This window comes from Chryseobacterium phosphatilyticum (genome assembly GCF_002899825.2).
GTDB lineage: Bacteria > Bacteroidota > Bacteroidia > Flavobacteriales > Weeksellaceae > Chryseobacterium > Chryseobacterium phosphatilyticum.
Genome location: NZ_PPED02000003.1, coordinates 424,185 through 437,016, shown reverse-complemented (window position 1 = coordinate 437,016; position 12,832 = coordinate 424,185). Strand labels below are relative to the sequence as shown.

Genomic DNA, 12,832 nt, shown 5'->3' with positions numbered 1-12,832 from the left:
GCTTTTTGCTAAGTGTAAGCGAATAAAAAATAAAACAATTAAATTTGTAAAAAAAATACGATGAAAAAAAGCATTTTATTAGCAGCCGGATTATTATTTTCAGTTTCTACCCAGGCACAGATTTTTGATATTATAAAATCTACCGTTAAAAATAAGACAGGCGTTGATCTTGATGCTCCTGTCAAGGCCAAGGGGACAACCACTACTACTCCCCCCACTCAAACGTCAACAAACACCAGTTCCAACTCCAGTAGTTCTCCTGTCAACCTTGGAAACCTCACTTCACCCCAGATTTCATCAGGGTTAAAAGAAGCGTTAACCCTTGGGGTAACCGATGGAGTAAAAAAACTGGCTTTAACGGACGGGTTTTTCAAAAATGAAGCGGTAAAAATCTTAATGCCTGAAAAATTAAGAAAAATAGATACTACATTACGTTCTCTGGGAATGGGAAGTCTTGCAGACGAAGGGGTAAAACTTTTAAACAGAGCTGCTGAAGATGCCGTTACGGAATCTGCTCCCATTTTTACCAATGCGATTACTTCCATGACCATTACTGATGCCAAAAATATCTTATTGGGAACAGATAATGCTGCTACCAATTATTTGCAAGGCAAAACACAAAGCCAGCTGTTTACTGCTTTTCAGCCAAAAGTAAAAGCATCGTTAGGAAAAGTGGGTGCCGACACTGTCTGGAAAAACCTGATCTCAAAGTACAATACATTTACAGGACAGGCGGTAACTACAGACCTTAATGAATATGTAACTACGGAAACAATCAACGGAGTTTTCAAAATGGTAGCCCAGAAAGAAAGTGGAATCAGAAATACACCCGCCATGAGAACAACAAGTATTCTGCAGAAGGTTTTTGGAGCGCAGGATAACAAATAAGATCGCTCATGTTTTAAAATATTAATGACTGTTTCATTTGTTTCATTGACGGAATAGTCCTTTTTTGCCACTCATTCACAAATAAAAAAGGATTTGTGCATGAGTGACCCCATTAAAAACAACGGCGGGCCCACAAGTGGGCCCGCTGTTGTTTTATTGTATTTAGAATTGCATTTCAGGAATTTCTCCTTCAATGATTAAGTCTGCTTCTGTAGCATTAACAATATGTTCTACTGAAACGCCAGGTGCTCTCTCCACCAGTCTGAAACCTTCCGGTGTTACATCCAAAACGGCTAATTCGGTAACGACTCTTTTTACACAATTTACTCCTGTAAGCGGAAGAGTACATTTTTTAAGAATTTTACTTTCTCCTGCCTTATTAACGTGCATCATTGCAACGATAATATTTTCTGCAGAAGCTACCAGATCCATAGCACCTCCCATTCCTTTTACCATTTTTCCCGGAATCTTCCAGTTGGCAATGTCTCCATTCTCAGAAACTTCCATTGCTCCAAGGATCGTAAGATCTACTTTCTGGCCACGGATCATCCCGAAACTGAAGGCAGAATCGAAGAATGAGCCTCCGTCTAAAATAGTAATAGTCTGTTTTCCTGCATTGATAATATCAGCATCTTCTTCCCCTTCGAAAGGGAAAGGTCCCATTCCCAAAACTCCGTTTTCACTCTGGAATTCTACGGAAATACCTTCCGGAACATAGTTGGCAACCAAAGTGGGAATTCCGATTCCCAGGTTTACATAATAGCGATCTCTCAGTTCTTTTGAAATTCTTTTGGCAATTTGTTCTTTTGTAAGCATAATAAAAACTTAGACTGCAATTTAATTAATTTCAGCTGAATACAAAAGGCTTTATCGGTCTTAATAATTAACACTGTTAGTTAAAATAATATCTGTAATTTTGCTCTATTATTTTAACAGAATGAAAATACTTTTTAAATATCTTAAACCTTATCAGTGGTTGATTCTCATTTCTTTATTTTTAGCCACGATTAACCAGGTTTTTTCTTTATTTGCCCCGGCTATCACAGGAAATATTCTGGATCAGCTGGTTACTCACCCTAATTTTTTTGATAAAGAAAAATTATTACCCAGAAATCTGAATGAATATCTATATGGAAGCCCCGTATACCATGGTGCTTTTTATTTTTTAGGTTTGCTTATCGGGACGGCTATGGTAAGCAGGATTGCCAAAGCTTTTCAGGACTATGTGGTCAGCGTGATTACCCAAAAGTTTGGAGCTAAAATATTTACGGATGGTTTAAAACATTCTATGGCCCTGCCATATCAGGAATTTGAGGATCAGAGAAGTGGTGAAACCTTGTCAATTTTAACAAAAGTAAGAGAGGATACGGTGAAATTCATTACTAATTTCATCAATATTTTCTTTGGTATTCTGGTGAGCATTATTTTCGTTTCAGTGTATGCTATTCGCTTACACTGGTCGATTATGCCGGTTTATATTTGTGGAATTTTCTTTATTGCCATTGTCACCAATTTGTTGAGTAAGAGAATAAAAGTTATTCAAAAAAATATTGTTACTGAAACAACAGCTTTAGCCGGAAGTACTACAGAAAGTTTAAGAAATATTGAGATTGTTAAAAGTTTAGGATTAACCAATCAGGAAGTCATCCGTTTAAATAACAATACCTATAAGATTCTTGGTCTTGAGCTGAGAAAAGTGAAAAGTATCCGTTCTTTAAGTTTTATTCAGGGAACGATGGTCAATTTTCTTCAGCAGATGATTACTCTTACTTTATTGTATTTAATTTTTAAAAATATTGTTACTCCCGGACAGTATCTGTCTTTAATGTTTTATGGTTTCTTTATTTTCGGTCCCATGCAGGAAATTGGAAACATTATTATTTCTTATCGTGAAGCAGAAGCGTCTCTTCAGAATTTTGACCGTTTGATGAAAAAAGAGGTAGAAGAAAAACCTCTTCACCCAAAGCAAATTGGTGCTATTGAGGAACTTGAATTTAAGCATGTTTCTTTCAAGCATCAGTCTGCCCAATATAAGGCTTTAAATAATATTTCTTTTGATCTCAAAAATGGGGAGACTATTGCTTTTGTAGGACCAAGCGGTTCCGGAAAGAGTACACTGGTAAAATTACTGGTGGGATTGTACAGGCCTCAGGAAGGGAATATTTTTTACAATGGTATCAACGGAAAGGAATTTGATTTTGATGAGCTGAGAAATCAGATTGGTTTTGTAACGCAGGACACCCAGTTATTTGCGGGAACTATAAAAGAAAACCTGCTTTTCGTTAATCCTGCAGCAACTGAAGAGGAACTTGCAATTGCTTTACAGAAATCAAGCTGTACTGCATTACTGGAGAGAGCAGAGAAAGGGATAGAAACCGTTATTGGTGAGGGTGGCTTGAAACTAAGTGGCGGGGAAAAACAAAGAATAGCAATTGCAAGGGCTCTTTTAAGAAAACCTCATTTGTTAATTTTTGATGAAGCTACATCAGCACTGGATAGTATTACGGAAGAAGAGATAACAACAACCATTAAAGACATTTCAAAAGAAAGAGAACAGATTACCGTTCTTATTGCCCACCGATTAAGTACTATTATGCATGCCGACAAAATTTATGTCCTTGAACGGGGACAAGTCATAGAAACCGGATCTCACAATAATCTAATTGCCGAAAAAGGATTATATTATGCCATGTGGCGACAACAGATCGGGGAAAGAAAAACCCTTACTCCACAAGCATAAAAAAAGCGCTGAAATTATTTCAGCGCTTTTTTTATTGTATCAATATTCTCAACAGGAATTTATTCCTTAGTTCTCACCGTTCTTTGTTCGATTCTTTTTTCAAATTTTTCTCCCTGGAAAATTCTTTGAACCATAATTCCCGGAATGTGAATCTCATTAGGATCCAGTTCTCCCGGTTCTACCAACTCTTCTACCTCAGCAATTGTAATTTTTCCAGCTCCTGCCATCGGATGGTTGAAATTTCTTGCAGATCCTTTGAAAATAAGGTTTCCGGCATGATCTCCTTTCCAGGCTTTAACAATTGAAAAATCTGCGTCAAAAGCGTGTTCTAAAATATGAGGTTTTCCTTTGAATTCTTTTACTTCTTTACCTTCAGCAATTTCAGTTCCGTACCCTGCCGGTGTATAGAAAGCAGGAATTCCCGCCTGAGCAGCTCTGCATTTTTCGGCTAAAGTCCCTTGTGGAGTCAGTTCAACATCCAGTTCACCTGAAAGCATTTGTCTTTCAAATTCAGCATTCTCACCTACATAGGAAGAGATCATTTTCTTAATTTGTCTTTTGTGAAGCAGTAGTCCCAACCCGAAATCATCTACCCCTGCATTGTTGGAAATACAAGTCAGATCTTTCACATCACTTTCTACCAAAGCATTAATTGAGTTTTCAGGAATACCGCAAAGTCCAAATCCTCCAAGCATCAATGTCATTCCATCCTGAATACCTTCGATGGCCTCCTTTGCATTTTTTACTCTTTTATCTATCATGAAATATTAGATTTTTCTGTTGGCTAAATTTAATAAATTTTCCTGTATATCCGACCAATGGAAATAATCCTAAATATAATCCTTTTTGGATCATATTTTTTTTACATTTAACCCTATTATAATCAAATATTTACCACAAAAAGTGAACAAGTCTGTTCGTTTTATAGCAAACATCTCGTCAAATTGATTTATATTTGGGGCTCCAAATTTTAAAATACTGTCTGTTTTACAGTTTTTATATAAATTATTTAAACACAATTTCAATGTAAAATTATTTCACAACACACCAATTCACTGTCAATTATATTTTTTTGACCTTCACAGTCAATTATTACCAATCACATTAATCATAAACTCACAATCAAAACCTAAATAAAACATGAAAAAATTATTTACATCTGCCCTACTTGCTTTGGTACTCAGCATCAATGTATATGCGCAGGAAAAAACGTATTTCGATGAAAATTGGGAAAAAACCACCCAGGATAAAATGGAATATTATCGCGAGACCACTCCAAAAGGTAAACTTACTCTCATTAAAGATTTTTATAAAAACGGAACGCTTCAGATGGAAGGTCTGGCTTCAGACACCACGCCAAACAATGAAGTATTTGATGGTAAGGTAACATGGTATACTCCGGAAGGAAAAATAATGAACACCTCAACCTATTCGAAAGGTAAACAGATAGGGCTGTCTCAAATTTATGATGTTACCGGTAGAGTGATAGAAGATGTGGTTTACAAAGCTGATGGTACATTCAATGGAAAATCTTATGGATATAAAGATCCGGAAAACGAAATCTTTTATAACAGTATTTCAGTATATGAGAATTCTACTCCATCCCAAACGATTATCTATGATGAAGATATTAAGGGAATCAGAAGTGAATCTGTGTTGAAAGGGGGAAGCTATGAAAACAGATATTACGATGAAAAAGGTAAATATATTGGTAGCAGCACTTCTGAATCCGGTAAAGAAAGCACACAGGTCGATTATTACTATAATCCAATGAGGGTTTCCAAAATTGACAAATATAAGAGTGATGGAACCATCAAAGAAAGTGTTATTTATTCCCAAGCCGGGAAAATTATACAGGAACAGAAACTAGGTAAAAAAGACGGTTATAAAACCACTTATGACGAATCCGGAAAAAAAATAGCCCATCTTACCTATCAATATGATAAAGAAAGTGAAGCATTAAAGCCTTTTGATGGTGAAGATTATCAGTTCAGCTATGATAATACAGCTATTTCTTCCATAGATGTTTATAAAAACGGAGAAGCCATTGTGAATAAAATATTTGACGAAAATGGAAAAATGTCAAGTGAAGTGTTTTTAAAGGAAGGTTCTACACAGGAAATTAAGTATTATTCTCCGGAAGGAAAATTAAAATCTACCTTAACCTATAAAGATGATCTTCCTTATAATGGTATTGCCTACGACGGGCTAAGTGAGAGGCATTTTAAAGACGGGGTTTTAGTCCATTTAAAAGCATATTCCGAAGAGAAAAAACTAAGATCAGAGAAAAAATTAAATGCTAAACAGGATGCTTACGACGGAACCATCTATGATCAGAAAGGAGGTATTCTGTACACCTTTAATCAACTTCTGAGTGAAGATGGTGATGATTATAACTTTACAGGTCAGGTGGTACAGTATCTAAAAGGAAAACCGGGCAATAAAGCTTCTGTAAAAGGAGGCATTATTCAAAGTGGAAAAATCAAGCTGAAAACAGCGGATGGATCAAAAGAACTGGAGCGCAGCGGAAAATGGATTCTGTTGAAGATATATAATGAAGAAGGAAAACTGGTTCAGGACACCAAGGTTCTGGCGGAAACAAGAGATGATTATTTTTCTGTTATGAACCAGGCTATTATCCTGGAAGATGATTTACACAATAGTTTTGATTAATTACAATTTATTCATAGAAAGCAGTTTCAATTTTTGGAACTGCTTTTTTTTCACTGTTTGCATAGATTTTGACTCTTGAGTAGAACAAATCTGGCGGAAAATTAAAAGTGATAGTATATCATAAATAAAAACAGGCTGTCATTTCTGTCAGCCTGTTTTATGAGAATTATTTTCAGTTTACTTCTTACTGGATAATCAGTTTTAAAGTAAATAATTTTCTTGCATGCACTTTTACAAAGTACACTCCTTTCGGAAGGTTTTCATTCACCAATGAGAATCTTTGGTTATTGATATTTTTTGATTCATACAACAAGTCTCCTGTTGCTGATACCAATTCAATTTTCTCAATCGGATAATCACTTTTAATAAAAGTAGGTTCACCAGGTTTTGTAGGATTAGGATATAAAACTACATTTTTCTCTGTACTCTTTGTTTCATCAGTTCCCAGCGTCGATGTTACCTGAAACTGTACCCTGTTTGAAACTTCTGTATATGAATCATTGGTAAACATCACCATATAATAGTTCCCTGGCGTAGTAGGTATTGCCGTTCCCTGAATCGTTTTTGTTCCTTGTGTTACCCCATCAAAATACGTATAAGAGACAAAGTTATCATCCGGAACCGGCACACTCTGCGGGTAAATTCCCAGCCAGTCTTTTATTATTCCCGGAGAATCCGTCCATGAAGCAGTAATACTTTCACCTAATGCATAAATCGGTTTATTCGTCCATAATTCAGTGACAATATCTCCCACTTTGAAAAATACTTTATTTCCAATTCCGTTGTACCCATCTTCCAATAAATACTGAGCATAATAATATCCTTTTGGAAGTCCGGTGAAATTCAGTGATCCTGCTGCTGTTGTTACATAGCTCCATTTGATGGAATTAGTGGTTCCCGGAGTTTGCCCCATCTTATAAATTCCGATCCAGTCTTTCTGAAGATTGGGTCCGTCAGTAAAGTTAATGGTTACGGTTCCTCCTACAGGATACGTATCTGCGGTAGCCTGTAGCTTTACATTTGGTCCTACGTAGAAATTTTTTCTTGGTGTGATTTCCGTATACCCGTTATTGGCAAAGAATCCGGCAAAGTACTGCCCTTTATTGGCTAATCCATTGTTGAAAGTTGCTGTACCTGCTGTTTGTCCGTTGGTATACACATAACCTTGAGAAGTAACAGATGCACCTGGGATCTGTCCTTTTTTATAAATTCCTACCCAATCCTGTTGATTACCAGGTCCACCAGTAAAGGTCGCTTTTATCTGCTCATTTTGAGCATATTCTGCTTTATCCAAAGCAAAAGTAGGATTGGAAACAACACTCCCTGTAATTTCAAACTGCTTCACATCGCTCCAGTCACTCCATTCAAGATTTCTGTCTCTGTAACGTACCTTTACATAATATACCCCATTAGGAATTGAATTTCCCGGTAAAGTAACTTTGGTAATATCTACACCAGCATTTAAATTCTTGGCTACATCCGGGTTTCCGTTTCCGTCTTTTCCGAACCAGTTTTCAAAATCACGGTACACTTCCTTTTCAATAACAGAAAAATCCTGTGCCTTACTGATCAGAAACTGGGTGGTATTTAAAAGTTCGTTATTTGATGAGGAAAATACACTCCCGTTCAATGTTAAAGGCAGCGTTGTTGTACCTGAAAATGTATTGGTGATAGATGGTTTTGCCGGTTTTGGTTGATTTTTATATCTGTGGAAAGAATCAATTAATACATTATCTTTCTTGGTATATTTTCCACCGATAGAATAACATTCGATGTCTACTTTACCAGTTGGAATATCTACCTCAACAATCTGATAGGTCCAATCTGTCAGTGTTTTCTGAACATCATCAAAGTCCTGCTCATTAGACATTCCCCAATATTGATCCCAGGCAGTTCCTCCTGAAATAATCTGATAATTCGGAGAATCTTTCAATTGTCCCCTGTGATACAAGTGATGGTGAGCTCCTACATGCATCAGATATTTGTTCGAAGTTACCAAAAGAGGTACTGCATTGTTTCTTACCCATGTAGAAATATCTCCTACATACTGTTCTGCCTGGTAGGGTCTGTGGCTTAAAGAAATGATCCAATCTACTGTTGAATCATTATTTGCGGCATCCAATACCTGCTGAAGCCATGTCTGTTGTGCTGTTCCGGTATGCTCAGAACTTAAACTGATAAATAGTACATTTCCTGCCTGCTGAGCATAATAATTTTCATTTCCTGAGCTGATATTCTTATATTTAATCTCATCAATATAAAAATGAGCGTAATAAGAATTCATTCCCAGAGTTCCATATGTTTCGTGATTTCCTACCGTAGTCTGGATGGGAAGGTATGGAGATAATTTGATGTTCTTTTTAAAATGAACATTTTCATAATGATCCAATGTTCCCACATCTACCTGATCTCCTACCATAAATGTCAATGCAATGTTATCTGAAGGATCCGTGCTGGCTCCATATTTTTCTTTTAACTTTTTATAAGCATTCAACGTAAGACTGTCGTAGCGTGGCTCGGCTTTGATCTGATTATCTCCCATGATCAAAAAACGAATTTTTCCATTAGCGGTAACCGCTTGTCCTGGCTGTGGAAGTGTCCTGAAATTATACACCGCAGATTCACTCGTTCCCGTTTTTATTTTATAATAGTATTTTGTGTTGGGCTGTAAGTTGGTAATCTTGGCAGTATGGTAATAATAATTATTGTTGTAGCCGGTATCCGAAAAGATATTGGTGGTTCCGGTTACAGTCACATTCAGATTTGCTGGAGAGTCTCCATAAATTACCGTAGTTTCATTATTGGAAGCTGTCTTCCAATTGACGATCATAGAATTGGGGGTCGGATTTTGTAAATAAGGAAACAAAACCTGTCCAAATGTCATCTGGATCGCGAAACAAAAAAAGAAGAAATAATGTTTCATATATAATTAATTTTTAAGTAGTTAAATATAAAGTGAAAAAGAAATAATTCAATAAAAAGTGAAAAAAATTTATTGAATTTTTACTTCGGGCAAAAGTATAACACCAGTATAAACTCAATTTGATGAAAACGTAAAGGATATATTAAGTTTTAAATAAAAACTATTTTAAAAAATTATAGTTTTTAACACATTAATTATTTGGCATATTCAAAAACTATTTTGTACATTTGCAACCTGTTATTCAACCTCTGACGAAAAGCGTGTAAGTTGCTTAGCTTTAACATTTTATTTATTAATAATGGATTTATTAAAGTACGTACAAGACAAGTACATTGCTAAAAAAGAATTCCCTGAATTCAAAGCAGGTGATACAATTACTGTGTATTACGAAATTAAAGAAGGACAAAAGACAAGAACTCAGTTCTTCAAAGGAACAGTTATTCAATTAAGAGGTACTGGTTCTACAAAAACTTTCACTATCAGAAAAATGAGTGGTGATGTAGGTGTAGAAAGAGTATTCCCTATCAACTTACCAGCGCTTCAAAAAATCGAAGTTGACAGAAGAGGTAGAGTGAGAAGAGCTAGAATTTACTACTTCAGAGACCTTAGAGGTAAAAAAGCAAGAATCAAAGACGCTGCTTACAAGAAGAAATAATTCAGACAACAATAAATACAAAAAGAGGCTGTTTACTAGATGTAGACAGCTTCTTTTTTTTGTAAGCAATTAGTAATAAACATATCGTCAGGAGCTATTCCCGCTATCCACTCATACTCCTCGCGCCTTTGCTCTCCTATCCATGCTGCGGGGTAACCGTTACTATCGGGGCTAGAAATCTGATCCTGAAAATAAATATAGTTGATATTTATCCAAAGATAGGTTAAGAAAAATGCACAAACCCAACAGGTCTGATGCCAGAATGCAGAATTTACTTTTTAACTCCTTCAATTTAGTAAAAACATCGATATATATATTATCCTTTATAAGGAGATCCTTTTCCCGTTTCCAACAACTGTTTCAGGCTGCCCAGAAATTGTATCCAGCCATTAGAGCAAATTTCATAACATTCAACCGCAGGATGCAAGCCAATATGTGTCATTTTTATTAATGCATTATTTTGTTTCTGCTCTATTTCCCAGACGACTGTTGTTCCGATCCACTCTGTCTGATTTTTCAATTCAGCAAGAGCAATCAGTGAATCTTCCACATACCAGATAATTTTTGACTCGGGAGTTGCCTCTTGTATTCTGAATGTTTTATAAATGTTTTCTCCAAAGCTTATCGTGAATGCATCTCCAATGTCTGATGAAGATCCACTAAACAGTTCTGACCACCAGAGAGGAATTTTATGGGTTAATGCATCATATATATGATCTGCTGTAGCTCTCACTTCCATTGTATTTGTATAATTATTCATAGTATTTGTTTTTATTTGGTCATACAATGTTATGTAAATAATTACTCAGAAAGCTTTGCATAGGACAAGAAATAGACTGAGGTATAATGCTATAATAACCATCTCATCAAAAATTCTCTGAATTTTTGACACCCCTCCGAAAGATGAGATTCTTCAGTTTTCGGTTGTGATGTTGGTGATAGCTCTATATTTCATTCATTCTTTATGAGGTATTGCAGTGGTGTAGATCCGGTATGTTTTTTAAAAAATTCAATAAAGGCACTATCTGAGGAGAAATCTAAGATATGAGCAACCTCTCCTATTGAATTCCCTTCTACCAACAACTCAATGGATCTCTGAATCCGCCATTGCTGTCTCCACTCCTGGTAAGATAGACCCGTTTCTTTCTTAAAAATACGGGTGATTGTTTTTTCAACTGCCCCGGTGTCCTCAGCTAATTTTTTCAGCATAGGAGGCATTGATAATCGTTTTGTCCATTCTTCGATAACTTTTTTAAAACGTCTGTCCTCAGGCATCTTAAGCACCAATTTTTCTTCACGAGCATGACTTATTTCGTTCCAGAATACTTTAATAATATTTTCCTGATTATCATCCGGGGTAGCCCATTCCCAGAAACAGATTCTTTCAATAATCTCTTTCATCAAAGGGTTTACATGCAATACTTTCAAGCTTGAATTCATAAACCCGGCTGCATATTCCATATCAAAGTAAACAGACCTGTAAGCTACCATATTACGAAAGCTCACTCGATGAACTTCATTGGCGGGAATCCATAACATCCTGAATGGCGGCAACACAAATTGCCTGTCGGAAGTTGTAACTGTCATACAACCTGAAGGAGCATACAAAAGCTGCGCTTTAATGGTATGAAAATGAAAACCGGAATCATGCATTACCATATCAGAAGCAATCCCGATCACTTTTTCTGTCAGGGAATCTGCATTAAATTCTTCATGTTGTTTAAGAATAGCCATGTCCTATTTTTAATATTTTTTGTTTTTATACCATTATAAATATACGTTCAATTTTTAGAAACTTTGCAGAAAAAAAATGAAAAAGACAAACCCACTCTGGTTATTGACCTTGCTGGTAATGCTTCCACAGTTTGTAGAAACCATTTACAGCCCTGTTCTGCCGATGATACAGAAGCATTTCGGATTGAAAGAAGAATCCGTAACACTGACCATAAGCTTATATTTTATTGCATTTGCTTTGGGAGTGGCTTTTTGGGGAATACAATGTGACAGAATAGGAAGAAAAAAATCGTTACAATATGGATTGATTACCTATGGAATAGGAACAATTGCAGCTGTTTGGGCCCCCAATTTTGCAATACTGCTTAGTGCCAGAATTATTTCTGCGTTCGGAATTGCTGTAGGCTCCATTGTTACTCAAACTATTTTACGGGATACTTATGACAAAGACAATATCAGCAAAGTATTTTCCTGGATCGGGATAGGCTTATCCATCAGTCCAATTATCGGTATGCTTACAGGTTCTCTTCTGGCCAACTCTGTAGGATATCAAGGTGTTTTCATCACATTATGCCTGTTGGCCATCCTATTTTATATACTGTCTGAAAAAAAAATATCAGATCCTTTTTATACTCAAAAAGAAATAAATAGTACAACTTTGATCAGGTTGTTGAAACGAATGCTCAAAGATTATGAAATTATCAGATGTTGTTTACTGATCATGAGTTTTAATGTACTGCTGTTTTCTTATTATTCGCTCGCTCCATTTATTTTTAAAGAACAAGAATATTCGTCTTACGCTTTTGGATATAGTAGCATTATATTGGCGACAGGGACTTTTGCCGGGGCAAAACTCAACAGATATCTGTTATTAAAAAATATTCTTCCTTCAACTTTAGTAAGGATGAGTACACTGGGGGCATGTATAGCTTCTGTTTTCGTGTGGATTTTAACAGGAAAGGGAGTCTATTTTGTTATTCCTTACTTTTTTATTGTCATGGCATTCAGTATGGCTATTCCTAATATTCTAAGTACGGCATTAATACAATATAAAGATGAGACAGGAAGTACCGGAGCATTGCTAGGATTGATCTATTACGTAATGATTGGATCTGGATTAATAAGCATTGGGCTTATTCAACATCTTGGAATAGCCTGCACACTTTTTTCCGGCATAGGAGTGCTCACCACTTTATTATTAAAAAGGAAGGATTAAAAA

10 protein-coding genes are annotated in these 12,832 nt (G+C 36.0%); 5 read left to right on the top strand and 5 right to left on the bottom strand.

The window, feature by feature from the left end:
* The first annotated feature begins 60 nt into the window (after nucleotides 1-60).
* Nucleotides 61-888 (top strand): DUF4197 domain-containing protein, encoded by an 828-nt coding sequence (locus tag C1631_RS13890; protein ID WP_109712812.1) that lies wholly within the window; start codon nucleotides 61-63, stop codon nucleotides 886-888.
* Between the two features lie 162 nt (nucleotides 889-1,050).
* On the opposite strand, the gene C1631_RS13885 is transcribed toward C1631_RS13890, so the two are convergent.
* A complete protein-coding gene (locus C1631_RS13885; RefSeq protein WP_109712810.1) occupies nucleotides 1,051-1,704 on the bottom strand; it encodes a CoA transferase subunit B in 654 nt (217 codons plus the stop codon).
* A gap of 121 nt (nucleotides 1,705-1,825) precedes the next feature.
* Here C1631_RS13885 and C1631_RS13880 point away from each other — a divergent pair, with 121 nt between their 5' ends.
* Nucleotides 1,826-3,628, top strand: a complete 1,803-nt coding sequence (locus tag C1631_RS13880; RefSeq protein WP_109712808.1) for an ABC transporter ATP-binding protein — start codon at nucleotides 1,826-1,828, stop codon at nucleotides 3,626-3,628.
* A 59-nt stretch (nucleotides 3,629-3,687) separates the two neighbouring features.
* On the opposite strand, the gene C1631_RS13875 is transcribed toward C1631_RS13880, so the two are convergent.
* Nucleotides 3,688-4,389: a CoA transferase subunit A gene (locus C1631_RS13875; protein WP_109712807.1), complete on the bottom strand. Its 702-nt coding sequence runs from the start codon at nucleotides 4,387-4,389 to the stop codon at nucleotides 3,688-3,690.
* Nucleotides 4,390-4,768: 379 nt separating this feature from the next.
* Between C1631_RS13875 and C1631_RS13870 the strand changes: the two genes are divergently transcribed.
* Entirely contained in the window at nucleotides 4,769-6,301 is a 1,533-nt protein-coding gene (locus tag C1631_RS13870) for a toxin-antitoxin system YwqK family antitoxin (RefSeq protein ID WP_109712805.1), read from the top strand.
* 184 nt (nucleotides 6,302-6,485) lie between these two features.
* Here the strand turns inward: C1631_RS13870 and C1631_RS13865 are convergent, their stop codons facing one another.
* The gene (locus C1631_RS13865) at nucleotides 6,486-9,224 is read right to left on the bottom strand and encodes a fibronectin type III domain-containing protein (protein ID WP_109712803.1); all 2,739 of its coding nucleotides are present in this window, start codon (nucleotides 9,222-9,224) and stop codon (nucleotides 6,486-6,488) included.
* A 298-nt stretch (nucleotides 9,225-9,522) separates the two neighbouring features.
* On the opposite strand from C1631_RS13865, the gene rplS reads away from it, so the two are divergent.
* Complete coding sequence (gene rplS / locus C1631_RS13860) at nucleotides 9,523-9,879, top strand: 50S ribosomal protein L19 (RefSeq protein ID WP_068942389.1); 357 nt, start codon at nucleotides 9,523-9,525, stop codon at nucleotides 9,877-9,879.
* A 316-nt stretch (nucleotides 9,880-10,195) separates the two neighbouring features.
* On the opposite strand, the gene C1631_RS13855 is transcribed toward rplS, so the two are convergent.
* Both C1631_RS13855 and C1631_RS13850 read right to left on the bottom strand, forming a co-directional pair.
* Nucleotides 10,196-10,639, bottom strand: a complete 444-nt coding sequence (locus C1631_RS13855) for an SRPBCC family protein (RefSeq protein ID WP_103249659.1) — start codon at nucleotides 10,637-10,639, stop codon at nucleotides 10,196-10,198.
* 191 nt (nucleotides 10,640-10,830) lie between these two features.
* Nucleotides 10,831-11,613: an AraC family transcriptional regulator gene (locus tag C1631_RS13850; protein WP_109712801.1), complete on the bottom strand. Its 783-nt coding sequence runs from the start codon at nucleotides 11,611-11,613 to the stop codon at nucleotides 10,831-10,833.
* A gap of 76 nt (nucleotides 11,614-11,689) precedes the next feature.
* Here C1631_RS13850 and C1631_RS13845 point away from each other — a divergent pair, with 76 nt between their 5' ends.
* Nucleotides 11,690-12,829 (top strand): MFS transporter, encoded by a 1,140-nt coding sequence (locus C1631_RS13845; protein ID WP_103247796.1) that lies wholly within the window; start codon nucleotides 11,690-11,692, stop codon nucleotides 12,827-12,829.
* The last annotated feature ends 3 nt before the right edge of the window (nucleotides 12,830-12,832 follow it).

Bases quoted from the DNA above. Each gene is read 5' to 3' on its own strand.
- C1631_RS13890 (WP_109712812.1), top strand. From the start codon at position 61: ATGAAAAAAAGCATTTTATTAGCAGCCGGATTATTATTTTCAGTTTCT.
- C1631_RS13885 (WP_109712810.1), bottom strand. From the start codon at position 1,704: ATGCTTACAAAAGAACAAATTGCCAAAAGAATTTCAAAAGAACTGAGA.
- C1631_RS13880 (WP_109712808.1), top strand. From the start codon at position 1,826: ATGAAAATACTTTTTAAATATCTTAAACCTTATCAGTGGTTGATTCTC.
- C1631_RS13875 (WP_109712807.1), bottom strand. From the start codon at position 4,389: ATGATAGATAAAAGAGTAAAAAATGCAAAGGAGGCCATCGAAGGTATT.
- C1631_RS13870 (WP_109712805.1), top strand. From the start codon at position 4,769: ATGAAAAAATTATTTACATCTGCCCTACTTGCTTTGGTACTCAGCATC.
- C1631_RS13865 (WP_109712803.1), bottom strand. From the start codon at position 9,224: ATGAAACATTATTTCTTCTTTTTTTGTTTCGCGATCCAGATGACATTT.
- rplS (WP_068942389.1), top strand. From the start codon at position 9,523: ATGGATTTATTAAAGTACGTACAAGACAAGTACATTGCTAAAAAAGAA.
- C1631_RS13855 (WP_103249659.1), bottom strand. From the start codon at position 10,639: ATGAATAATTATACAAATACAATGGAAGTGAGAGCTACAGCAGATCAT.
- C1631_RS13850 (WP_109712801.1), bottom strand. From the start codon at position 11,613: ATGGCTATTCTTAAACAACATGAAGAATTTAATGCAGATTCCCTGACA.
- C1631_RS13845 (WP_103247796.1), top strand. From the start codon at position 11,690: ATGAAAAAGACAAACCCACTCTGGTTATTGACCTTGCTGGTAATGCTT.